Raw genomic sequence first — 22655 nt, 5'->3', positions numbered from 1 at the left:
TGTTGGCAGAATTTGTCCTCGTGGAACCACACGACACACTCGAATCAACAGTTACGCCTTTCGTAGACCTCGAACGCGAAACTTGGGCGCGGCTTTCCAACCAGATGGAACAGCCGCTGAACCAGGACGACATCGAGCGCCTGCGCGGCCTGGGCGACACCCTGGACCTGCAGGAAGTGCGTGACGTATACCTTCCACTCAGTCGCCTGCTGTCCTTATATGTAGAAGGGGCTGGTGCAACCCATCGGGCCACCACGACCTTCTTGGGGGAACAAACCCGCCAGACCCCGTTCGTGATCGGAGTGGCCGGTTCCGTGGCGGTAGGAAAGTCGACCACCGCGCGCGTGCTGCGCGAGATGCTGCGCCGCTGGCCCGAGACCCCTGACGTCCAGTTGATCACCACCGACGGTTTCCTGTATTCCAACGCGGAGCTTGAGCGCCGCGGCATCATGCAGCGCAAGGGCTTCCCGGAATCCTACGACCGCCGCGCACTGCTGCGTTTCGTCTCCGCGGTGAAGTCCGGGGTCCCGGAAGTCAGCGCACCGGTGTACTCGCATCTGACCTATGACATCATTCCCGGCCAGCGCCAGTACGTGCGCTCGCCGCAGGTGTTGATTGTGGAAGGCCTGAACGTGCTCCAGCCGGCGCGGACCCGTTCCGATGGAACTGTGGGTTTGGCGCTGAGCGACTTCTTCGACTTCAGTGTCTACGTGGATGCCAAGACCCAGTACATCGAGGAATGGTACATCCGCCGCTTCATGAAGCTGCGCTCAGGCGCCTTCTCGGATCCGGCATCCTACTTCCACCGGTACGCGAAGCTGACCGATGAAGAAGCGCGCGCCACCGCCCATGACATCTGGTCCCGGATCAATGCTCCGAACCTCAAGGAAAATGTGCTGCCCACCCGGGGCCGAGCCCAGCTGGTGCTGCGCAAGGCGGCCGACCATTCGGTACGCCGAATGCTGTTGCGAAAGATCTAATCAACCCTTAATAGTACGTGTGATTTTGTCGAACAGGTCGAATTCGGGTGTCCGAAATCCTGTTGTACTGGGAAATTGCTGTGTAAGCTCGAACCATGCTTAAGGGTTTCCGCGATTTTATTATGAAGGGCAACGTTGTCGATCTGGCCGTTGCCGTGGTGATCGGTGCCGCATTCGGCGCCGTAGTGACCGCGCTGGTCGACAACGTGCTGATGCCGTTGATCGCAGCTCTGGTCGGCTCCCCGAACTTCGACGCCTTCCTGCTCTTCACCATTAATGGTGTCGAAATCAAGCTCGGTGTATTCATTACCGCCTTGGTGAATTTCCTGCTGATCGCCGCCGCAGTCTACTTCGCGCTGGTCATGCCAATGAACAAGGCCACCGAGATGCTCAACCGCCGCCGCGGCATCACCGAAGAAGAGGAAGAAGCCGAGCCGGATCCGCAGCTGGCCCTGCTGGAGCAGATCCGCGACGAGATCAAATCTCTGCGCTAACAACCCCAGCTTTATCATCATCACTCGCTTTCAGGGGCGGGCCGCCAGACCTCCGGGTCAACCGGCCCGCCCCACGAATTTAACGCCACAGGCTGCTGTGGCGGAGCGCGCAGGGGAGGTGACGGCATGAAATGCCGAAAAGTGGGAAGATGGAAGGGTGAACTCTGAAGCACTTGAGCAAAGCAACAATTCTGCCGGACTGGCGACTCCTGCTTTCTCCCCGTGGGAACGCCGGGCAGTCATTGACCTCTCCGCAATCCGCAACAACGTCAAGCAGGTAGTCGACCTCGTCGCCCCGGCCGCGGTCATGGCCGTAGTCAAGGCGGACGGTTATGGGCATGGCGCACTGCAGGTGGCTACCGCGGCGCTGGAAGCCGGCGCCGGCTGGGTTGGCTGCGCTCACGTCACCGAAGCTTTAGCACTGCGGAAAGCCGGGATTGAAGCACCGATGCTCGCTTGGCTCCACACCCACGACACACCCTTCGACGACGCCATCGCGGCCGGCATCGACCTCGGAGTCTCAGGCTGGGATCTGGACGCCATCGCCGCGTCCGCCCAACGACTTCAGGCCCCCGCACGCATCCACTTGAAGGTGGACACCGGGCTCGGCCGCAACGGCTCCACCATGGCAGACCTCCCGGGCCTGCTGCAGCGTGCCAGCGAATACCAGGAAGCCGGACTGCTGCGCGTGGTCGGCATCTTCTCCCACCTGGCCGTGGCCGATGAACCAGAGCGCCCAGAAACCGACATGCAGCTGGCCGTCTTCGACGAAGCCATCGCGCTGGTGGAAGCCGCGGGCTTCGACCTGGAAGTGCGCCACATCGCCAACACCCCGGGCATCCTCTCCCGCCCGGACTCGCACCACGAGCTGGTGCGACTCGGTCTGGGCCTCTACGGCCTGAGTCCCTTCGAGAATGAAACTCCTGGCTCCTTCGGCCTGCGCCCTGCCATGAAGCTGGTGACCCGCGTGGCCAACGTCAAGAAGGTCCCCCTCAACCAAGGCGTGTCCTACGGGCTGAGCTACCACACCACCGCGGAAACCTATCTGGGCCTGATCCCGCTCGGCTACGCCGATGGCCTGCCGCGCATCGCTACCGGAGCGCCGGTGACCATCAACGGCAAGAGCTACCCGGTGCGCGGCCGCATCGCCATGGACCAGTGCGTCATCGACCTGGGCCCGGACGTGGACCCGGCGGACTTCCTGGGCGTCGAGGCAGTGATCTTCGGCGAGGGCGGCCAGAGCGTCAACACCTGGGCCTACGCCGCGAACACCATCAACTATGAGGTGGTCACCCGCATCTCGCCGCGCGTGCCGCGCTACTACATCCAGGGCAGCTGGGGCGAAGCCGGTGAGTGAGACGACCAAGGAATTCACCGTACAGTTGACCAACCTCGACGCCACCGAGGCGCTGGGCACCGCACTGGGCACCCAGTTGCAGGCAGGGGACCTGGTCATCCTCACCGGGGCGCTGGGCGCGGGAAAAACCACCCTGACCCAATCGCTGGGGGTGGGCTTGAAAGTCCGCGAGGGAATCATCTCCCCGACCTTCGTGCTTGCCCGCCAGCATCCCTCACTGGTCGAAGGCCCCGGGCTGATCCACGTAGACGCCTACCGGCTCAAGGACCAGAATGACGTGGACACCCTTGACCTGGAATCCACGCTGGCCGAATCGGTCACCGTGGTCGAGTGGGGACTGGGTAAGGTTGAGCACCTGACCGACTCCCGACTGGAACTGCAGCTGGACCGCGAAACGCTCGCCGCAACTGAAGAGCAGACCGTAAATCCGTGGGAAGAAGAAGCGGACCTGGACGAACCACGTCTGTTCACCCTCAAGGCCATCGGCCCGCGCTGGGGCGAACCAGCTTTCGAACATCTGAAGAGCACGCTGCTAAACGCCGTGCACACCGGAGAACTACATGCCTAACTACCTGTCCATCGACACCTCCGCCCACGCCTCGGTCGCACTGATCGATGCCGACACCGGAGCCGTCATCGCCACCCGCACCTCGCCCAAGGGCAACGACCAGACCGAAACCCTGGCCGGCTACGTCCGCGACCTGATGGCCGGCCACGACCAGCAGGGCCCCGAATTGGCAGGCATCATCGTGGGCGTCGGACCGGGCCCGTTCACCGGCCTGCGCGTAGGGCTGGTCGCCGCGCGCACCTTCGGCTTCGTCTGGCAGGTCCCGGTGCACGGTGTCATGTCGCTGCATGCGCTCGCCGAACGGGTGCTGGAACTGGACGAGGTGCCCGACGAGTTCATCGTCGCCTCGGACGCCCGCCGCAAGGAAGTGTACTGGGCCAGGTACAACCGCCAGGGCGCCTTGACGGATGGCCCGCACGTGGCCGCGGCAGCCACCCTGCCCGCACTGCCGGTGTACGGCGTGGGCGCTGGAATCTACGAAGACGCCCTGCGAGAAGCCGGCGCCGCCCCGCAGCCCGAGTCCTTCGAATGGATCGCCGAGTCCGCGTACCTGGCTAAGCATGGGCTCAAGGAACTGGCAGCCGGGAAGGACCTTTCCAACACCGCGCCGCAGTACCTGCGCGAATCCGATGCCCAGGTGCCGGCATTCATGAAGCAGGCCGAGGCCAAGGAAGCCACGGCATGAGCGTGAACTTGCGCTCCATGACCAGCGCCGACATCCCCGAGGTACACCAGCTGGAAACCCAGCTGTTCCCGGAGGATGCCTGGCCGGTCGCCGCCTTCGAATCCGAGCTGGCCCAGCACGAAACCCGAAACTACTGGGTCTACGAAGACCAAGGAAAAATCATCGGCTACGCGGGATTGTGCACCGTGCTGCCCATCAGCGATGTGCAGACCATCGGCATTGATCCGGCGTACCAGGGACAGGGACTGGGCAGGAAGCTCATGAACCTGTTGATCGACACAGCTCGGGAGTCCAAGGCGCTGGATGTCATGCTGGAAGTCCGCTTCGACAACCCCACCGCCATTGCACTGTATGAATCCCTGGGATTCACCACCATCCACCGGCGAGAGCGCTACTACAAGGGCGGCGTGGACGCACTGATCATGAGACTGCAGCTGGATGCCCTGCAGGAAAAACGTACGCAGAAAAACGAGGAACCCACCGCATGAGCACGAAAGAACCGGTAGTACTGGGAATCGAATCCTCCTGCGATGAAACCGGCGTCGGAATTGTGCGCGGCACCCAGCTGCTGGCCAACGCCGTCTCCAGCTCCATGGACGAACACGTGCGCTTCGGCGGCGTGATCCCGGAGATCGCCGCCCGCGCCCATCTGGAAGCCTTCGTACCTACCCTGCAACAGGCGCTGGACACCGCGGAGCTGACGCTGGATGACATCGACGCCATTGCAGTCACCAGCGGTCCCGGGCTCGCCGGAGCTCTCATGGTCGGCGTCTCTGCCGCCAAGGCGTTGGCGCTGGCCACGGGCAAGCCGCTGTATGGCATCAACCACTTGGTCGCCCACGTAGGTGTCGGCGTGCTGGAAGGCACCGTGTTGCCCCCTACCTTTGGCGCACTGCTGGTCTCCGGAGGCCATACCGAGATCCTGAAAGTCACCTCGCTGACCAACGACGTGCACCTGCTGGGCTCGACTATCGACGACGCCGCCGGTGAAGCCTATGACAAGGTCGCCCGACTGCTGGGCCTCGGCTATCCAGGTGGTCCGGCCATCGACAAGGCCGCCAAGGACGGCGACCGCAAGGCATTCCGATTCCCACGCGGCCTCTCGCTGCCGAAGTTCGTCGGCAGCGCCGAGAATCCAGGCAAGCACCGCAACAACTTCTCGTTCTCCGGACTCAAGACCGCGGTAGCACGTTGTGTGGAGCACTTTGAAGCCGCAGGGGAGCCGATCCCGGTCGCTGACATCGCCGCTTCTTTCCAAGAAGCTGTGGTGGACGTGATCACCGCCAAGGCAGTGCGTGCCATGAAGGAAAACAACCTCACTACGGTGCTGCTGGGCGGGGGAGTGGCTGCAAATACGCGACTGCGTGAACTGCTGGCGGCCCGGTGCGCATCCGCTGGCATCGCGTTGGTTGTACCGCCATTTAGCCTATGCACGGACAACGGTGGAATGGTTGCTGGTCTTGGTGCGCAATTAGTTGCTGACGGTGTTGAACCTTCAGGACTGGACTTTGCTACTGATTCATCGCAACCGGTGACGCAGATCGTGCTGTCCCGATAAGCAGTAACACATCAGGATTGCTAGGGTCCGGCTTTTAAGAAAGCCAGACCCGAACCGTTGAAGGTGCCATGCTCTGAACGAGCATGGCACCTTCATATCTTGAGTATTGCCTCATTGTTTGCCTGCTGAAACTTATTTGTGCGTATATCAGCGCAGCAGTAGTTGGGAGTACAGCTCCCTAGCTGAAGCGGTCAGTTGGCTTGTGTGAGCATTCGGCTAACGTTATTCCTGACGATTTCGCGGAAATCGCCACCCGAAGCAGCGAACACCTCGCGCTGCAGCTGGTACTCTGCACCCCGCTCGATTAATCGGATGATGCCTTGTAGCTCGTCCGCGCAGCCCAGCTGTTCGGATATTGGCGTCAATCTCTTTACCTCGCTACGTAGGTGGTCAGTAACCAGCATTTCATCGCCTTGGGCGTTGAGAATGATGATTGCATCTAGACCGTAGCGTGCTGCGCGCCATTTGTTCTCGACGCGATACCAGTCAGGCATAACGGGGATCTTGTTGCCTGCTTCGAGACTCAGCGACATGTCGTGCACCAGGCATTGGGTCAACGCCGTGATGGCGCTGATGTCTTCCAGCGAGCTCATGCCGTCGCAGATGCGCATTTCTACGGTACCGAGACGTGCCACCGGACGAACGTCCCAGCGGATCTCCGAAATGTCGTCAATGACGCCCGTGTAGAGCATGTCGGCAACGTAAGCTTCATACTCGGACCAGGTATTGAAATGGAACGGGATGCCGGCGGTGGGCAGCTGCTGGAACATCAGCGCTCGCTGCGATGCGTAGCCTGTATCCTCGCCGCCCCAATATGGGCTCGACGCGCTGAGCGCTTGGAAGTGCGGCTGGTAGTTGATCAGGCCATCGGTGATAGGAAGAGCCTTTTCGCGGTCGTTCAAACCTACATGGACGTGCACCCCGTAGATCACCATCTGGCGTCCCCACCACTGGGTGCGGTCGATCAGGTTTGCGTAACGATCCTTATCGGTTACCGGCTGCGAAGTGGGCGCAGCGAAGGGGTGGGATCCAGCGCAGTACAGATCCACACCCATCGGGGTCGTGACTTCGCTGAGGGTACGGACGTTCTCTCGCAGTTCCGCCGCGGCTTCGGCAACGGTGTGGTGAACGCCGGTGACGACCTCCACGGTGTTCATCAGAAGCTCGGGCTTGATGGTCGGGTGCTCTTCCTCGTGGGAGATCCCGGCATCATCCTTGAGCTTGCACAGGACCCTCTCGGCGACAGAGCATAGATCGGCAGTTTCATGGTCAACGAGTGCAATTTCCCATTCGACACCGATGGTGGACTGGGCTGAGTCTGCAAATTTGATCTTCTGCACGGGACTCCTTCATTGCAAGGTCGATCCAGACGGGGCCTGAACCGGCATGTATATAAACCGGTGTACCCCACAGCCATTGGAGGATAACCGTAACCATTGTATTTGGTGCGTGGGGTTTGTCAGTCCATTGCACCAATGTCTGCAGGTTACGCGTAACAAACACGTGCTCAGTGGGGCTGAACCTCGAACGCTACGCGCTTGTCGCCAATACGTGCCAGCATCAGCGTCGCTTTGTTCTTGGCGCTCTTGGGCGATCCGGCAAGCAGAATCCGTCGCAGCTCTTCAGGAGTCACGTCCACCCCGCGTTTTTTGATATCCAGGGTGCCGATGCCATTGGTCTTGACCCAGCTGCGCAGCTTCTTCACGTTGTAGTCGTGGACTGCCACGACTTTGTATCCGCGCGCGAATGGAGTGGAGATCTGCTGCGCATGGGTGAAGTAGGCGATGTGCTCGTCTAGCAGGTGCCCGCCGGTGGACTCCAGCAACGTGGAAATCAGGTGCGAGCGAATCACGGCGCCATCGGGTTCATAGACGTGCTCCTGGAGCTCACCCACTGGTGCTGGAACGTCAGCCTGCGCTGTTACCGGATTGGTCAGTTCGTGCGCGCCGTCTTTGTCGATCACCAGTGCGGCTCGGGCAATGCCTTCGCGTCTGAGCCGGCCGAACCAAAGGCACGCTTCGATGACGGAGCCGTGGTCGGAGATCCAAACTGCTTCGGCGGTATCCGGAATGGCGTCATGAGGCAGGCCCGGGCCGAGCTTGACCCCGACGTCCTTGCCTTCGTCGACGAGCTTCTCGACAAAGGACAGGGGAGGGGAGAAAGCTTCGGGGTCGAAGAGTCGACGAGTGTTCCCTGCCTGATCGGTGCGGCGGGCCGGGTCCAGCCAGACGCCGTCGATTCCGGTGAGGTCGGTTTCCTCGGCGCTGCCGTGGACAACCTTGGCGTTCTCGAATGGCATCAGGTTAAGCGTGGTGGCAGCCGCGGTCGTTTCATCTTTTTCCACCGCGGTGACTTGCAGGCCTGCGCTTGCCAAGGCAATTGAATCGGTGCCGATTCCGCAACCGAGGTCGGCTACGTGGGTGCAGCCTGCCGAAGTGAAGCGGCGCGCGTGAAGTCCAGCGATGGTCAGCCGTGTAGCCTGTTCCAGTCCAGCCGGAGTGAAGACCAAGGAATCGGCGAAGGGGCCGAATTTCACTCGCGCCCGGTAGCGAAGTTCCGCCTGGGCAATCACCGCCCGGATCACCTGCGCGTCATGCCCGTCCTTGCGCAGTTTCTCATTCAGCGTCCAGGCCGCGTCTTTGGTGGCCACCATGGACGGGTCGATAGTCGAGAGAAGACTCCAGCCGTCAGCTGACAGGAGTGCGGCAAATTGTTCGTTCAGTGTTGAGTCATTTGAAGCCTGCGCCATGCTTTAAGAGTATCTGGGATTTGTTGTCTTCATGGTTGCGTGCTTGGGCCAGGCAGTGCGAGTTGCTGGGCGTAGCGGGGACGATTTGCCCGTTAGGGAGCAGGGACTACTCGCCTGACATCGTGCACATGCTGTCATCCGGCACGGCTTCACCTGCCGGAAATACCTGCGCTCGGAGCCCTGCTGTGACCGTCTCGCTCCCCGTCCGCCCAAGATCGTCGTACTCCAGCTCCACTGATTCAACTACCCCTGATTTGAGGGGGCTCACGAGCGCCACAACGAGCTGAACTGTTGCATGTTCGCCAGCTGCCGCTTCATGATTGGTCGAAATCTGCGCATCGGGATCTGAAGGCAGCGAGACGCCGCGGAATCCTTCCTCGCCGTCCGGAATGACGCCGAAACTCTCTATTTGGACGTTGTCGGATTTCTTGGGAGTCACCTCACGTATGAGAACAGGGCGGGAACCGTCCGCATGGATGTGCACCTGAGCGATGGCGATTTGCCCTTGCCCGTCCGAAGGGGTGCAAGCCATCGACGATGCATCGGTTTGGGTCGACAAATGGGCTCCCGCGGGTGCGCATGCAGTCAGAATCAGGCATCCTCCCGCCATGAGCCCTGCCAACGTTCGCCGGTGAATCGACATTCCGCGTTCCTCCACCTAGACGAATGATCCGCAGGTCAATCACTGACCATGGCTGTTGCAGTGAAGTTTACGTGGCCACCGGCCGAGAGCACTGTATTTGTTCCGCTGATTGGGGGAGTGGCGGCGAATTTGCCGAGGATCGCCCACGGTCGGGCGACAGCAGGTTTTCGTACAAAGCCATTCCTGCGAAGCCCGGGCGGATCGACATCTGAACGCATGAACTAAGGGCTTGGTCCCGATCGAGGCTTTCCGCATATCGAATTCACGTCACATTTACGTCATATTCAGCCCTGCAGATATTTTTCTGGATCTCCCTAAACTGGGGTATCAAGCGGGTGTCAGGCTCCCGGACGTTGCGCAGAAGGGACAATCAGCCGAGAAAGTACCCAAGTCTAGAATCAGTTTTTCTGATTCACTAGCATTGAATGAGTTGCAAAGGCTAATCCTTAACGTCGCTTCAACGGCAATCTTCGGATTGGGCAATGATGTGGTTTACGGTGCGCGAGCTGCGGGAGCCTTCTCGGAGTTTTCATTTTCTGAGGATCAAGGTTGCGAGTTTCGCGGCAGGGAAATTGTCGAGTGATCCACGTCGCACGAGAGGTGCCTCGTGGTGTTGTATGTCACCTGTGATGAAACTAAGGCAGACAACGACACGGCAGCCGACGGCGCAACGAAGCACCGTCCCCGCTCCGGAAACAGCAGGCAACGCAACGGATCACAAGCTCAAGCGACAACTCAGCAGTCGGCATCTGCAGATGATCGCCATTGGCGGCTCCATCGGCACCGGGCTGTTCGTGGCCTCCGGCGGCACCATCGCCCAGGCCGGACCGGGAGGGGCGCTCGTCGCCTATGCCGCCGTGGGACTCATGGTGTACCTGCTCATGCAGTCGCTGGGGGAGATGACCGCAAAGATCCCGGTGGCAGGTTCCTTCCAGACCTATGCCACCCGTTTCGTCTCCCCGTCCTTCGGGTTCGCCATCGGCTGGAACTACTGGTTCAACTGGGCCATCACCGTGGCGGCCGAGTTGGTGGCAGCGGGAATCGTCATGAGTTTCTGGCTGCCTGACGTCCCCGGCTGGGTCTGGGCCGGAGGGTTCCTCTTCGTGCTGACCGCGCTGAACGCCCTGTCCGCCAAGGCCTTCGGTGAAGGCGAGTTCTGGCTCGCGCTGATCAAGGTCGTCACCGTCATCGCATTCCTGGTGGCCGGCGTCCTGATGATCTTCGGCATCCTGGGCGACCATGCCGACCCGCTCGCCAATTGGCGGGAAGGCCAAGACGTCTTCCATGGGGGATGGATTTCCATCATGGCCGTGTTCATGATCGCCGGGTTCTCCTTCCAGGGCACTGAGCTGGTCGGTGTCGCGGCCGGCGAAGCCAAGGATCCCCGCCGTGAAATCCCGAAAGCCATCCGCAGCGTGTTCTGGCGCATCATGCTCTTCTATATCGGCGCCATCTTCATCATCGGCTGCCTGATCCCGTTCACCGACCCGAGCCTGCTCTCAAGCGGCGAAGCTGACGTGGCGTCCTCGCCATTCACCATGGTCTTCGAGCGTGCCGGCATCGCCTTCGCGGCAGCCGCGATGAACGCCGTCATCCTCACCGCAATCCTCTCCGCCGGAAACTCCGGACTCTACGCCTCGACCCGCATGCTCTACGCCATGGCTCACGACGGCAAGGCTCCGAAGATCTTCGGCCGCACCAACTCCCGTGGTGTGCCCATGGCCGCATTGTTCGCCACCGCTGGTGTGGGACTCTTCGGATTCCTCACCGCGCTGATCGGACAGGGCGCGGCGTATGCCTGGCTGCTCAACGTCTCGGGCCTGTGCGGCTTCATCGTCTGGGTGGGCATCGCGGTGTCCCACTACCGCTTCCGCCGTGGCTATCTGGCGCAGGGATACGACGTGTCGGACCTGCCCTACCGTGCCCCGTTCTTCCCGTTGGGACCGTTGCTCGCTTTCGTGATGCTCATTGCCGTCATTGCGGGACAGAACTACGAGGCGGTGCTCGCCGGACGCGGCCTGGAAGTGCTCTCCGCCTACATCGGCCTGCCGCTCTTCCTGGGGCTCTGGCTGATCCACAGGCTCGTGACCAAATCAAGGGTCGTCCCATTGATGAAGATGGATCTGTCCGCTCCGGAAGACATCGAGGAATCGGCCAAGGTGCGCTCTGCGCGAACCGTGGCGGGGAACTAGTGCGTTCGTTAGCACTCGCCTTGACCGAGTGCTAATAATCGTCCTAAAGTCATGTGTGGGTGGCATGCCGTTGGCATGTCACACCGCCTGACTGGATACCACCAACTGGCACCGCGACGACGGTTGGTCCAATGCCAGTAGGGCGCACCCCTACACCATTGGTTCATACACGAAAAGGAGAGACCATGTCTGTCTCCATCAAGCCGCTCGAAGACCGCATTGTCATCAAGCAGGTCGAAGCCGTGACCACCACCGCTTCGGGCCTGGTTATTCCGGACTCCGCCAAGGAAAAGCCGCAGGAAGGCACCGTTGTCGCAGTAGGCCCAGGCCGCATCGACGACAACGGCAACCGCATTCCGCTGGACGTAGCCGAAGGCGACGTAGTCCTGTACTCGAAGTACGGCGGAACCGAGGTCAAGGTCGGCAACGAGGAGTACCTGGTGCTCTCGGCTCGCGACGTTCTGGCAGTCGTCGTAAAGTAACGCCAACCTCGCGGCATCCACTAGCCATCCACCGTCACGGCGCTCGCCGGACGTGGGGGAGAAGCTACGCGGATGCAGCCGAACTTTCAGGAGTCAATGCATGGCTAAGCAGCTAGCATTCAACGAGGAAGCACGCCGTGCCCTCGAAGCGGGCATCGACAAGCTCGCAAACACCGTGAAGGTCACCCTCGGCCCACGCGGCCGCAACGTGGTGCTCGCCAAAACCTGGGGCGCCCCGACCATCACCAACGACGGTGTCACCATTGCCCGTGACATCGATCTGGAAGATCCATACGAGAACCTCGGCGCACAGCTGGCCAAGGAAGTCGCCACCAAGACCAACGACGTTGCAGGCGATGGCACCACCACCGCCACCGTCCTGGCCCAGGCACTGGTCAAGGAAGGCCTGAAGAACGTGGCCGCCGGGGCCGCGCCTGGCGATGTCCGCAAGGGCATCGAGCTGGCCACCGAGATCGTCTCCGAGCGCCTGGCCGCCAACGCCGTGGCCGTGGAGGACAAGGTCGCCAACGTGGCGGCCATCTCCGCGCAGTCGGATGAAATCGGCGACCTGCTGGCCGAGGCCTTCAAGACCGTGGGCACCGACGGTGTCATCACGATCGAGGAATCCTCCACCACCGCCACCGAGCTGGTCCTCACCGAGGGCATGCAGTTCGACAAGGGCTACCTGTCCCCGCAGTTCATCACCGATGCAGAGCGCCAGGAAGCTGTCCTGGAAGACGCACTGGTGCTGATCAACCCGGGCAAGATCTCCACCGTGGCGGAATTCCTGCCGCTGCTGGAAAAGGTCCTGGAAGCCAAGAAGCCGCTGCTGATCATCGCAGAGGACGTCGAGGGCGAAGCCCTGTCCACCCTGGTGGTCAACAAGCTGCGCGGCCTGCTGAACGTGGTAGCCGTCAAGGCTCCGGGCTTCGGCGACCGCCGCAAGGCCATGATGCAGGATCTGGCGATCCTCACCGGTGCCCAGGTGGTTACCCCTGAGCTGGGTCTGTCGTTGGACCAGGTCGGCACCGAGGTGCTCGGCTCGGCCCGCCGCGTGACCATCACCAAGGATTCGACCACCATCGTTGACGGTGCCGGAACCGAGGAAGACGTCCAGGACCGCGTGGCCCAGCTGAAGGCCGAACTGTCCCGCACCGATTCGGAATGGGACCGCGAGAAGCTCTCCGAGCGCCTGGCCAAGCTGGCCGGCGGCATCGGCGTCATCAAGGTCGGCGCGTCGACCGAGGTGGAACTGAAGGAACGCAAGCACCGCATCGAGGACGCCGTGTCCTCCACCCGTGCAGCGCTGGAGGAGGGCATCGTGGCCGGCGGCGGTACCGCCCTGGTCGACGCCCTGTCCGCACTGGATGAGGATGCCCGCGCCACCGCCGCCGAAGGCGACGTGGCAGCAGGCGTGGCCATCGTCCGCCGCGCACTGGTGCAGCCGCTGTTCTGGATCGCCACCAACGCCGGCTTCGACGGCTCTGTGGTGGCCTCCAAGGTCGCCGAATCCGGCGCCAACGAGGGCTTCAACGCCAAGACCGGCGTCTACGAGAACCTGCTTTCCGCAGGCGTCATCGACCCGGTCAAGGTCACCCGCTCGGCGCTGCGCAACGCAGCTTCGATCGCAGCCCTGGTGCTGACCACCGAAACCCTCGTGGCTGACAAGCCAGCCGAGGAAGAGGAAGCAGCACACAGCCACTAGGCTTCTGCCTGGCAGCTGATGCCGCCGCGGAACCGAGTCTCGACTCGGATCCGCGGCGGCATTCGTGCATTAATGGAACACATACTTCGACCACATACCCCGACTAAGCGATGGGAGCGCCCGCCATATGCGGCACCACCGCAATGAAGAGCCCGGCCCACCCCGGCTGCGGCGGTTCAACACCACACGCGCGGCCCGCAAGTGGATTGTCGCCGCAATGGTGTTCGGCATGGCGTTGCTGGTCGCCGGAATCGCGGCAGCCTTCCACCAGGACAACCTGTACCTCGCGGGCCTCATGAAGCACTCAACAACGGTGAGTGCAACGGTACTGTCCCAAGACGTGGACGACTGCTCAGTGCAGGTGAAACTCAACGGCGGCGAACACACCGCGCAAACCAGCTGCACGGATCAGCTGTACAAGCCGGGGTCCGAGGTCCAGCTCGTTGCCGATCCGCGGATGCCGGCAGCTGACCCGTATTACTACCACCTATACAGCTCACCTATGCAATTGGAAGAAGACGCGGAAACCGACTGGATGCTCGGAGCTTTCTTCGTGCTCATGCTGGCCGGAGGCACGTGGGCTATCGGCTACCAGTTCATGCTCAAACCAGACCGACCTGCCCACGTGCTACGCCAACTGGGCGTCAAACCGGCCCCGGGCCGTTTCGAACGCCTGGTATTGGCTTTGCAGCATGCGCCGCGCAAGGCCCGCTACACGCTGATCCTGGTGTGCCTGGTGGTGTCCGTTGCCTCAGCGGCGGCGTTCATCGTGAGCGATGCGCAGGACGCGCGCGCCGCGCAAGACGCCGTCAGCACGCAACCGCACATCACCGCGACGCTGGCAGCCCACGAGATCACCGGGCGCTCCGGAGAGCCGGCCAAGGTTGACGTGGGCGACCGGCGGATGGCACTGAGCTGGAACACGGTAGGGCAGAAATCCATGGAACTGGGTGATGAGCTGCTCGTAGTCATCGATCCCACATACAAGGACATTGCCATCCCTGTTGATTTCGCGCAGGGTCCCGACAACTCGTCGGGAGCTCGACTGGGTAATATGCTGTTTGCCTTTTTCCCCGGCGCTCTTCTAATGGGCCTTGCCTTCAGGGTTCTTGCCAGCAGGAGTCCATTCTCCGCATTCGAGCCGGTTCAATTGGATGAGGATGACCAGACTCACCCACTCTGAGCGAAAAGTTCATGCCCGTGTGAGAGCCGAACCAACGTCTACAACCAAGCAAAATGGCAGGTTCCCCGCTTGGCAAGGGTGCTCCCTCTCTCGTCCTGCAGCTCCAAGCAGCGACGTACAGTTGCGGAAACCTATTCCAAAATTTCGCCGACACCGAGAAGGTTTACTTGCCCGACACGGACTACGTGCAAGTAGCGATCCGGCGCTTCTCGCTCTGCGGTTTCCCGACTGCAATAAAGAGCTTCGGGAATCGGCGACTCCATGACTCCGTAGATGGGATTTCCGTTGGCATCCATGTCATACGGCAACAAAGTGGTATGGGTAAGATACAGGATCTCGGCTTCTGTCATGGCGCTATCGCCAGCATCCTGTACCCTTCGCGCTTCCCAACTGACTTCAGCGTCCGGATACATCTCTTGAAGTGCATAGCAGTTACGCTCGTTGGCCATGACCGCAATGATTGGTTCCATGTACTCCAGAGACGCAAACGGGCTGCGTTGCTTAGCGTAGACGACATAGACCTTCGATTTGTCCCGGGAATCCGGGACATGAAGCATCTTGAGTCTTGCTACAAGCTTGGTGAGAGACGGCATTGAACACCCTTCTGTACGGAAGCGTACCCATCGTCAAAATAAATCTTGCCATAGCAAAAATGGTGCCGAAGGTACTGATTGACCAGTTGGCTGTCTTCAACGTTGTCCAACAAGTTCATGGTGCCGAGCTTCGAAGACAGCGGAGAATCAGGTTCCTTCACACGTCCTAACGGAACACGTTCTAGACGAACCAGCCACGGTTTTCGCCAGCCGACTAAGCCAGGCGCAACCCTGCGATGCCAAGCCCCAACGATGAATTAATCGGGTGTTACCAGATGGATCTAACCCGGCGGCAGCCTGCGGCATCCTAGGCATTTCGTCTCTGCGGCCCGCGTCTCGGTCGCTGTAGTCGGATGAAAGGAGCTAGTGAAGGGACTACCAATTTGTCGTGCAACGCAAGCTTGAGGAATCAGTTCAAATGGAATACAAATTCCTGATTGCTAGGATCGAATGATGTTCGGAAAGGGCTGAGGCCGCAGAACCGGACCCGCCCTGTCCCCGAGGAAAGCACCACTTCGTGTCGTTGACGATCACCCCCGCCGGGAAAGCTGAATCCAAACCCGGATTCAGGACCGACCTGCAGGGACTGCGCGCCCTGGCGGTGCTGCTCGTGATGGTCTACCACATCTGGTTCTCCCGGGTTTCCGGGGGAGTGGACATCTTCCTGATGCTCTCGGCCTTCTTCCTCACCGCCTCGGTTTCCAAACGGATCAGCCGCGGTGAACGGCCCCGGGTGCTGAACCAATGGGCCCACCGCTTCTCCCGGCTCGTGCCGCAGGCCGCCGTAGTGGTGCTCGCGGTGGTGATCGGTTCATGGGTGCTGCTGCCCAGCAACCGCTGGCCGCAGCTGATCGACCAGTCTTTCGCCTCGCTGTTCTACAAGCAGAACTGGTACCTGGCCGAGAATCAGGTCGACTACTACGCCTTCAACACAGCGGCCTCCTCGCCGCTGCAGCACTTCTGGTCGCTGTCCGTCCAAGGGCAGGTCTTCACCCTCTGGCCGCTGATCCTCGCGGCCTGCGCTCTTGTCTGGAAGCTGTTCTTCTCGAGGCGAAACTTCGCCTGGGTCGCCGGCACCGCCTTCGGGCTCATCTTCGCCGGATCCCTGGCCTTCTCGATCCACCTGACCGCCGCCAACCAGCAGGTTGCCTACTTCCATACCGGCGCCCGGCTGTGGGAATTCGCGCTGGGATCCCTGCTGGCGCTCGCCCTGCCGTGGCTTTCCGCGCTGCCGGAGAAGCTGCGCCGGATTGGCGGCTGGACGGGCCTGTCCACGATCATCTCCTGCGGCGCACTGCTGGACGTGCAGGGCCAATTCCCCGGCTACATCGCGCTGGTCCCGACCTTGGGTGCGGCGCTGGTCATCATGGCCCCTTCCGCCCGAAGTTGGTCCAACCCCTCGGGGCTGCTGTCGCTGCCTCCGCTGCGCAAGCTGGGGGACTTGTCCTACGGCATGTACCTGTGGCACTGGCCGCTGCTGGTGTTCTACCTGACGCTCAGCGGCTCGAGCCGCGCGGGCATCCTTCCCGGAGCGCTGCTGATCATCGCGTCCATCGCCATGTCCTGGTGCACCACACGCTGGGTGGAGAAGCCGCTGTCCGCGCGGCAGGTGGCCGCGGACTTCGGCGGCCTGCTCGCAGGACGCCAAGCCCAGCTGGCCTCCGGCGTGCTGGTTGCGGTGATCGGGGTGGGCATCGTCAGCGTCCCGGTGCTCGCCTGGGAAGGCAACGTCGAGTACCGCCGCACCGTGGCCGCCGCGCAGGCCCCTGAGGAGACGCCCGGGGCCACCGCCAGCGAGGACTGGGATCCGTCGCCGGCGGCGCTGACCCTGCCGCTGGCCACCGACCTGGACGGCGAATGGCAGAACCCGGGGCAGGAGTGCTCCGGGGCGCAGGATCCCGAGGACCCGCGCATCACCTTCTGCCGGCAGGGCGGCAACTTCGGCGCGGGGGAGCCGGTGCTGGTGATGCTGGGTGATTCGCACATGCAGCACTGGTCCGAGGCCGGAGCACGGATGATGGAGGGCTCCGGCGGCAGCTGGATCCTGCTGCACCACCCGGGCTGCCGCTACGGCTCCGAGACGGCGCGCTCCGAACCCGAGTGCGCTTCCTTCCAGGACGCGGCCCAGGAATACGTCACAGCGCTGGCCCCCACCTGGGTTATGGCCAACGCCAGCATGACCGTGCAGGGCTACGACGAGGACCTGCGCACCCCGGGGGAGCAGGAAGCCCTGGTGGACGGGTTCGACCAGGCGATCTTCCCGTTCCTCGCCGCGGGCAGCAGGGTGGTCGCGGTGCGCGACACCCCGCGCTACGAATACCTCATCCCCGAATGCGTGGACTCGGCCAAGTCGGACTCCTCGCGCTGCGATGGGCTGGCCTCCGAGCTGCTGAACGAGACCAACCCGGTGGAGAAGTGGCTGGACTCCGCCGACTACGGCAACACGGTGATCTCCCTGGACCTGACCCCGGTGCTCTGCCCTCAGGGCGTGTGCAAGGCGGTCATCGGCAACGTGCTGACCTATCTGGACAACTCGCACCTGTCCAAGATGTTCGTGGACAGCGCGGCGGACGAGTTCGCCGCCGCCTTCCGCGCGGCCACCGGATTCAAAAACTAGTCGCGGCCCCAGCATTCGACACACTTCGGTGCTGATCTGCGCTTATGACGCCACCGCGGCATGAGCTTGGACACAGTGGCGCGAGCGGGAATCACGCAAAGGGCAAAAGGGTTCTAACATATAAGCAACCTCCGCTTTCGCCCCGAAAGGTTCATACGTGACTGAGTTCAACCCCTTTGCCTTTGAAGGACTCACCTACGACGACGTGCTGCTGCTGCCTGGCCCAACGGATGTGATCCCGTCCAACGCCGACACCACCACCCGCTTCACCAAGCGCATCAACATCCAGGTGCCGATCAGCTCGGCCGCCATGGACACCGTCACCGAGGCTCCGATGGCAATCGCGTTGGCCCGCCAGGGCGGCATCGGCGTGATCCACCGCAACCTTTCCATCGCGGACCAGGCCAAGCAGGTCGACCAGGTTAAGCGCTCCGAGTCGGGCATGATCACCGACCCGGTCACCGTGCACCCGGGCGCCACCCTGGCCGACTGGGATGACCTGTGCGCGCAGTACCGCGTCTCCGGCCTGCCGGTGGTTGACGAGAACAACAAGCTGCTGGGCATCATCACCAACCGCGACACCCGTTTCGTGCCGCGCGAGCAGTACCTGACCACCAAGGTCTACGAGGTGATGACCGGCATGCCGCTGATCACCGCCAAGGACGGCGTCTCCCGCGAGACCGTCATCGAGCTGCTCTCCAAGAACCGCATCGAGAAGCTCCCGCTGGTCGACGACGAAGGCAAGCTGACCGGCCTGATCACCGTCAAGGACTTCGACAAGGCCGAGCAGTACCCGCTGGCCACCAAGGACGAGGACGGCCGCCTGCGCGTGGCCGCCGCCGTGGGCTTCTTCGGCGAAGGCTACGAGCGCGCCATGACCCTGATCGACGCCGGCGTCGACGCGCTGGTCGTGGACACCGCCAACGGCCACTCCAAGGGCGTGCTGGAAATGATCGCCCGCCTGAAGAAGGACCCCGCCGCGGCGCACGTCGACGTCATCGGCGGCCAGGCTGCCACCTTCGAGGGCGCCAAGGCGCTGATCGACGCCGGCGCCGACGCCATCAAGGTCGGCGTGGGCCCGGGCTCCATCTGCACCACCCGCATCGTCGCCGGCGTGGGCGTCCCGCAGGTCACCGCCATCTACGAAGCTGCCAAGGCCGCCATCCCGGCCGGCGTGCCGCTGATCGCCGACGGCGGCCTGCAGCACTCGGGCGACATCGGCAAGGCGCTGGTGGCCGGCGCCGACTCGGTCATGCTCGGTTCCCTGCTGGCAGGCACCGCAGAGTCCCCGGGCGACCTGGTCTTCATGGGTGGCAAGCAGTTCAAGGCCTACCGCGGCATGGGCTCGCTGGGCGCCATGGAAACCCGCGGCAAGAACACTTCCTACTCCAAGGACCGCTACTTCCAGTCGGACGTGCCGTCCAACGAGAAGCTGATCCCGGAAGGCATCGAAGGCCAGGTTCCGTACCGCGGCCCGCTGTCCGCCGTGGTGCACCAGCTGGTCGGCGGACTGCGCCAGACCATGTTCTACGTGGGCGGCCCGACCATCGAGGAGCTGAAGGCGCGCGGCAAGTTCGTCCGCATCACCGCCGCCGGCCTGAAGGAATCGCACCCGCACGACATCATGATGACCGTCGAGGCGCCGAACTACCGTTCACGCTAGAATCCCCAGGCCAAACCCCGTCCCAGCCCGCCCATCCGGCGCGCAGGGGCGGGGTTTTCCCGTGCCCGGGCGCCGCCGCCGGATTCGCGGCCAACGCACGGGTCCACATGCCGCGCACGGACTTATCATGGGATGCACGACGCCCTGGCCTACTGCCGGTTCCGCCCCGAAACCCCGACCCCGGCCCGCAGAAAGTGGAGGGTGCGCCATGAGCGACACCGAGGAAACCATCGTCCACTACGCCTCCGGAAACGTGCGCGAGGCCATGTTCGCCGCGCTGCGCGCCGCCGGACACGACCCGGCCCGGCTGCGGGCCGAGGACACCAACGAGGCCGACCACCTCCACCTGGGCGGGATGCACACCACCGCCTGGATCGCCGACACGCTGGCGCTCGACGACGGCGCGCGCCTGCTGGATGTCGGCAGCGGCATGGGCGGGCCGGCTCGCTACTTCGCCGGCCGCGGCGCGACCGTCACCGGGGTGGACGTCACCGCGGAGTTCGTCGACCTGGCCACCGAATTGAACCGCGCCTGCGGGCTCGACGGCGCCGTCACCATGCTCAACCGGCCTGGCCAGGACGCCGGGCTGCCCGAGGGCTCCTTCGATGCCGCGCTGATGCTGCACGTGGGCATGAACATCGCCGACAAGGCCCCGGTGTTCGCCGAGGTCTTCCGGCTGCTGCGCCCCGGCGGCGTTTTCGGCGTCTACGACCTGATGGGCACCAACGAGCTGACCTTCCCGATGCCGTGGGCCATCACCAGGGAATCCTCCCACGTGGAATCGGAAACCGCCTACCGCGGCTACCTGGAAGGCGCAGGGTTCGATGTGCAGCGCAGCATGGAGCACCGCGACGAGGTGCTCGCCCGGGCAGCGCTGATGCTGCAGCAGGGCGGCGCCCCGCTTTCCGGAGCGCTGATCCTGGGCGAGGACGTGGTGCTGCGACGGCAGCATTCCATCGAAGCGGTCCGCGACCGGCAGGTAACCCCGACGCTGCTCATCTCGCGCAAGCCGGAATAGCGCGCTCAGTGCGGCCATCCGTACCGGGGGAGCGGCGCTGCTTCCCCGGGACGGATGCGCCCGGGGATCAGCGTGCGGCGCCCTGCCTCGCGCGACGGCGCAGCCAGCCGCGGCACAGCAGGAAGACCAGCGCCCCCAGCCCGGTGCCGAGGGTATTGGCCACCAAATCCCTGGCCGAGGGCACCCGGTCAGGGAGCAGGAGCAGCTGCCCGGTTTCGATCATCACGGAGACCCCGAGTCCGCAGAGCACCGCCAGCCACGGCCAGCGCAGCCACCACGAGGCCAGCAGGCCCAACGGCATGAAGTACAGGATATTCGCGCCGAATTCGATCTCGCCGTAGCCGAACCACTGCGGCACGCCGATCCGGTGCAGCTGCTCGATGAACGCGAACAGCCACGGCCCCGCTTCGGTATCCACGGGTGTCGGCCAGAATGCCACCAGCACCAGCGCGATGGCGTAAGCCACCGCCGCGACCAAGGCCCACCGGGCCGAACGGTTCTTCACTCCAACTACCCCCAAGAAGTTGCGCAAACGCATCTGTCCGCAATTTTAGTCTGGTTCGAGACCGCAAGACCTGCATGACCGGCACGCGTGTAACGCCAGTGACTGCCTGTGTTTCGCGGCGACTAAGGAGCGACGTCGACGTCCGACCTTCCCCGGGCCCAAAGAATTCTTTTCCGGCACTTCTCCACAATCCGCACCCCACCCACCACCAGCCAGTGCGCCCGGGCGTTCACTGGAGCCATGAACACCACCGCACTGGCCCAAGGCCTCACCAGCCTGCACCACGTACTGGCCCAGGTACGTCCCGCGCCCGGTGCCGCCCTGCCCGAACTATCGGGCACCCAGCTGCGGGATTTGCGCACCAGCCTGCTGGATACCTTCGCCGCCCTGCGCGAAACCCTCTCCGATACCACCGATCCCCGCCTAGCCCTGGAACTGGCGACCACCGCCCAGCAGCTCGGCTTCGAAGCGACCCGCATGGATTTGGTCGCCGCCGAACGCACTGCCGCCACCGCCGCCCACACCCTGGCCCAAAGCGAACTGGACGCCCTGCGCGAGCACCCCGCCGATACCACCAGCACCCCGGTGCGCGCCTGCGGACGCGCCTGCTACCGCGACCCGGAAGAACTGCTGGCCTCCTGGACCCGCACCCCCTACTGGCACACCCACCGCCTCATCCTGGATTCCATGGACTTGGTGGGGCGCAAGGACTTTACCGGGGCCCGGGTTGCCCCGCGCTTCGAGCACCTGGCCGCCCTGCTCTTCGAGTCCGGGGTGGATCCGACGGTGGTGCGGCAGGCCAGCCGGAAACTGGCCAAGGTCGAACCCGAAGACCGGACCTTCGAAGGCACCGCCACCAGCCCGACCCTGTTGCATGCCGATGGGCGCACCGTGGAGGAACACGCCGCCCAAGTCCTGGCCGAGGAGTTCATCCCGTTCGCGGCGGTGAAGAAGATCGCCTCCCTGATCCTGGAGGCCATCAACCGGTCCGGGCCGGTCCCGCCGGCGTCGCTGCGCCGTGGCGTGTTCCCGTTGCCGATCCGCAGCCCGCACTTCCGCGAGTTTTTGGTGCGGACTTCCACGGCGGAGGGGGCGTGGGTGGATGCGTTGATCGCGGCGGCGAACAAGGCCAGCACCCGTGCCGGGCAGGCCGCGCGGAGGAACCCGGCCTCGGCGAACCCGAACCGGGGGCCAGGCTCAGGCGGGCCGGTGGCGGGGGCGTCGTTTTTCAAGGACCCGGCCGATAATCCGAACCAGCCCACGGGGCAGGACCCGCAGCCGCAGGCGGATGCCGCCACCGAGAGCGAAACCACCGGGACCGAAGCCACCAGCGCCGGGGCTACCGGAGTTACCGGGGCCGGTCCCGAGGGGGAAGGCGGCTGGTCGATCCAGGACCTGCTGCCCGAAGGATCCGAGCAGCTGCGCTGGGACGATGACGAGTTGTTCATCCCCGAAGCGACCCCGCCCGAACGCGCGTTGAACGCGTTGCTGGAGATCCTGCTGGACGCCACCGGCGAGGACCCGCCCGGGGCCGCCTTCGGGGACGGCGGCCCGGGCCAGGGATCCCTCTTTGATTCCGACCCCGCGAACGCCGACGACGGCAGCGCCGGCAAGGCCGGCTGGGCCGAGGACGGGGACGAGTGCTCCGCCGGGGACCCCGACA

The 22655-nt window shown here is 63.4% G+C and carries 20 protein-coding genes; 15 read left to right on the top strand and 5 right to left on the bottom strand.

The genetic code is table 11. The features are described from left to right. The first annotated feature begins 20 nt into the window (after positions 1 to 20). The 7 genes from coaA to tsaD all read left to right on the top strand — a co-directional run bounded on the left by coaA (position 21) and on the right by tsaD (position 5642). Positions 21 to 980 carry a type I pantothenate kinase gene (gene coaA, locus C1H84_RS10830; protein WP_082124065.1) on the top strand — a complete coding sequence of 320 codons (960 nt, stop codon included), beginning with the start codon at positions 21 to 23 and terminating at the stop codon, positions 978 to 980. 95 nt (positions 981 to 1075) lie between these two features. Then, the gene (gene mscL, locus C1H84_RS10825) at positions 1076 to 1474 is read left to right on the top strand and encodes a large conductance mechanosensitive channel protein MscL (protein ID WP_047119643.1); all 399 of its coding nucleotides are present in this window, start codon (positions 1076 to 1078) and stop codon (positions 1472 to 1474) included. Between the two features lie 199 nt (positions 1475 to 1673). Continuing rightward, complete coding sequence (gene alr, locus C1H84_RS10820) at positions 1674 to 2831, top strand: alanine racemase (RefSeq protein ID WP_237562343.1); 1158 nt, start codon at positions 1674 to 1676, stop codon at positions 2829 to 2831. After that, entirely contained in the window at positions 2824 to 3399 is a 576-nt protein-coding gene (tsaE, locus tag C1H84_RS10815; RefSeq protein ID WP_113607424.1) for a tRNA (adenosine(37)-N6)-threonylcarbamoyltransferase complex ATPase subunit type 1 TsaE, read from the top strand. Before alr ends, tsaE begins: the two co-directional genes overlap by 8 nt. After that, positions 3392 to 4084 (top strand): tRNA (adenosine(37)-N6)-threonylcarbamoyltransferase complex dimerization subunit type 1 TsaB, encoded by a 693-nt coding sequence (gene tsaB, locus C1H84_RS10810; protein ID WP_113607423.1) that lies wholly within the window; start codon positions 3392 to 3394, stop codon positions 4082 to 4084. Before tsaE ends, tsaB begins: the two co-directional genes overlap by 8 nt. Then, positions 4081 to 4572, top strand: a complete 492-nt coding sequence (gene rimI / locus C1H84_RS10805; protein ID WP_113607422.1) for a ribosomal protein S18-alanine N-acetyltransferase — start codon at positions 4081 to 4083, stop codon at positions 4570 to 4572. Before tsaB ends, rimI begins: the two co-directional genes overlap by 4 nt. Next, on the top strand, positions 4569 to 5642 hold the full coding sequence (tsaD, locus tag C1H84_RS10800; RefSeq protein ID WP_047119639.1) for a tRNA (adenosine(37)-N6)-threonylcarbamoyltransferase complex transferase subunit TsaD: 1074 nt from the start codon (positions 4569 to 4571) through the stop codon (positions 5640 to 5642). The genes rimI and tsaD overlap by 4 nt, the downstream gene beginning before the upstream one ends. 191 nt (positions 5643 to 5833) lie before the next feature. Here tsaD and C1H84_RS10795 read toward each other — a convergent pair whose 3' ends face one another. From C1H84_RS10795 to C1H84_RS10785, 3 genes are all read right to left on the bottom strand, one after another. Next, the gene (locus C1H84_RS10795; protein ID WP_047119638.1) at positions 5834 to 6982 is read right to left on the bottom strand and encodes a glutamate--cysteine ligase; all 1149 of its coding nucleotides are present in this window, start codon (positions 6980 to 6982) and stop codon (positions 5834 to 5836) included. A gap of 167 nt (positions 6983 to 7149) precedes the next feature. Beyond that, positions 7150 to 8295 carry a THUMP-like domain-containing protein gene (locus tag C1H84_RS10790; protein ID WP_425323565.1) on the bottom strand — a complete coding sequence of 382 codons (1146 nt, stop codon included), beginning with the start codon at positions 8293 to 8295 and terminating at the stop codon, positions 7150 to 7152. 202 nt (positions 8296 to 8497) lie between these two features. Beyond that, positions 8498 to 8950, bottom strand: coding sequence for a hypothetical protein (locus tag C1H84_RS10785; RefSeq protein ID WP_146956036.1), 453 nt, complete (start codon positions 8948 to 8950; stop codon positions 8498 to 8500). An 839-nt stretch (positions 8951 to 9789) separates the two neighbouring features. Here C1H84_RS10785 and C1H84_RS10780 point away from each other — a divergent pair. The 4 genes from C1H84_RS10780 to C1H84_RS10765 all read left to right on the top strand — a co-directional run bounded on the left by C1H84_RS10780 (position 9790) and on the right by C1H84_RS10765 (position 14596). After that, complete coding sequence (locus C1H84_RS10780) at positions 9790 to 11226, top strand: amino acid permease (RefSeq protein WP_047119635.1); 1437 nt, start codon at positions 9790 to 9792, stop codon at positions 11224 to 11226. Between the two features lie 185 nt (positions 11227 to 11411). Beyond that, entirely contained in the window at positions 11412 to 11708 is a 297-nt protein-coding gene (gene groES / locus C1H84_RS10775) for a co-chaperone GroES (protein ID WP_013349608.1), read from the top strand. 100 nt (positions 11709 to 11808) lie between these two features. Further along, entirely contained in the window at positions 11809 to 13413 is a 1605-nt protein-coding gene (gene groL / locus C1H84_RS10770; protein WP_047119634.1) for a chaperonin GroEL, read from the top strand. A 127-nt stretch (positions 13414 to 13540) separates the two neighbouring features. Further along, a complete protein-coding gene (locus tag C1H84_RS10765) occupies positions 13541 to 14596 on the top strand; it encodes a hypothetical protein (protein ID WP_146956034.1) in 1056 nt (351 codons plus the stop codon). 131 nt (positions 14597 to 14727) lie between these two features. On the opposite strand, the gene C1H84_RS10760 is transcribed toward C1H84_RS10765, so the two are convergent. After that, positions 14728 to 15189 carry a hypothetical protein gene (locus C1H84_RS10760; protein ID WP_113607420.1) on the bottom strand — a complete coding sequence of 154 codons (462 nt, stop codon included), beginning with the start codon at positions 15187 to 15189 and terminating at the stop codon, positions 14728 to 14730. Positions 15190 to 15706: 517 nt separating this feature from the next. Here C1H84_RS10760 and C1H84_RS10755 point away from each other — a divergent pair. The 3 genes from C1H84_RS10755 (at position 15707) to C1H84_RS10745 (ending at position 20487) form a co-directional block, all read left to right on the top strand. Next, positions 15707 to 17806, top strand: a complete 2100-nt coding sequence (locus tag C1H84_RS10755; RefSeq protein ID WP_146956032.1) for an acyltransferase family protein — start codon at positions 15707 to 15709, stop codon at positions 17804 to 17806. A gap of 157 nt (positions 17807 to 17963) precedes the next feature. Next, positions 17964 to 19469 (top strand): IMP dehydrogenase, encoded by a 1506-nt coding sequence (gene guaB / locus C1H84_RS10750; RefSeq protein ID WP_047119630.1) that lies wholly within the window; start codon positions 17964 to 17966, stop codon positions 19467 to 19469. A 208-nt stretch (positions 19470 to 19677) separates the two neighbouring features. Then, positions 19678 to 20487 carry a class I SAM-dependent methyltransferase gene (locus C1H84_RS10745; protein WP_181728112.1) on the top strand — a complete coding sequence of 270 codons (810 nt, stop codon included), beginning with the start codon at positions 19678 to 19680 and terminating at the stop codon, positions 20485 to 20487. A gap of 67 nt (positions 20488 to 20554) precedes the next feature. On the opposite strand, the gene C1H84_RS10740 is transcribed toward C1H84_RS10745, so the two are convergent. Then, entirely contained in the window at positions 20555 to 21025 is a 471-nt protein-coding gene (locus C1H84_RS10740) for a VanZ family protein (protein WP_113607417.1), read from the bottom strand. 207 nt (positions 21026 to 21232) lie between these two features. Between C1H84_RS10740 and C1H84_RS10735 the strand changes: the two genes are divergently transcribed. Next, the coding region (locus C1H84_RS10735) for a hypothetical protein (RefSeq protein WP_220124907.1) at positions 21233 to 22655 on the top strand (1423 nt) is incomplete at its 3' end.

Source organism: Glutamicibacter soli (genome assembly GCF_003309065.1).
In the GTDB taxonomy this organism is placed as follows: domain Bacteria; phylum Actinomycetota; class Actinomycetes; order Actinomycetales; family Micrococcaceae; genus Glutamicibacter; species Glutamicibacter soli.
The sequence above is the reverse complement of the archived record's forward strand: the minus strand, read 5'-3'. Positions and strand labels throughout refer to the sequence as shown.

What these genes read in the sequence shown, in the direction of transcription:
- groL (WP_047119634.1), top strand. Translation starts at nt 11,809, where the DNA reads ATGGCTAAGCAGCTAGCATTCAACGAGGAAGCACGCCGTGCCCTCGAA.
- rimI (WP_113607422.1), top strand. Translation starts at nt 4,081, where the DNA reads ATGAGCGTGAACTTGCGCTCCATGACCAGCGCCGACATCCCCGAGGTA.
- mscL (WP_047119643.1), top strand. Translation starts at nt 1,076, where the DNA reads ATGCTTAAGGGTTTCCGCGATTTTATTATGAAGGGCAACGTTGTCGAT.
- groES (WP_013349608.1), top strand. Translation starts at nt 11,412, where the DNA reads ATGTCTGTCTCCATCAAGCCGCTCGAAGACCGCATTGTCATCAAGCAG.
- C1H84_RS10745 (WP_181728112.1), top strand. Translation starts at nt 19,678, where the DNA reads ATGAGCGACACCGAGGAAACCATCGTCCACTACGCCTCCGGAAACGTG.
- C1H84_RS10780 (WP_047119635.1), top strand. Translation starts at nt 9,790, where the DNA reads ATGATCGCCATTGGCGGCTCCATCGGCACCGGGCTGTTCGTGGCCTCC.
- C1H84_RS10790 (WP_425323565.1), bottom strand. Translation starts at nt 8,295, where the DNA reads ATGGTGGCCACCAAAGACGCGGCCTGGACGCTGAATGAGAAACTGCGC.
- C1H84_RS10740 (WP_113607417.1), bottom strand. Translation starts at nt 21,025, where the DNA reads ATGCGTTTGCGCAACTTCTTGGGGGTAGTTGGAGTGAAGAACCGTTCG.
- C1H84_RS10765 (WP_146956034.1), top strand. Translation starts at nt 13,541, where the DNA reads ATGCGGCACCACCGCAATGAAGAGCCCGGCCCACCCCGGCTGCGGCGG.
- tsaD (WP_047119639.1), top strand. Translation starts at nt 4,569, where the DNA reads ATGAGCACGAAAGAACCGGTAGTACTGGGAATCGAATCCTCCTGCGAT.
- tsaB (WP_113607423.1), top strand. Translation starts at nt 3,392, where the DNA reads ATGCCTAACTACCTGTCCATCGACACCTCCGCCCACGCCTCGGTCGCA.
- C1H84_RS10760 (WP_113607420.1), bottom strand. Translation starts at nt 15,189, where the DNA reads ATGCCGTCTCTCACCAAGCTTGTAGCAAGACTCAAGATGCTTCATGTC.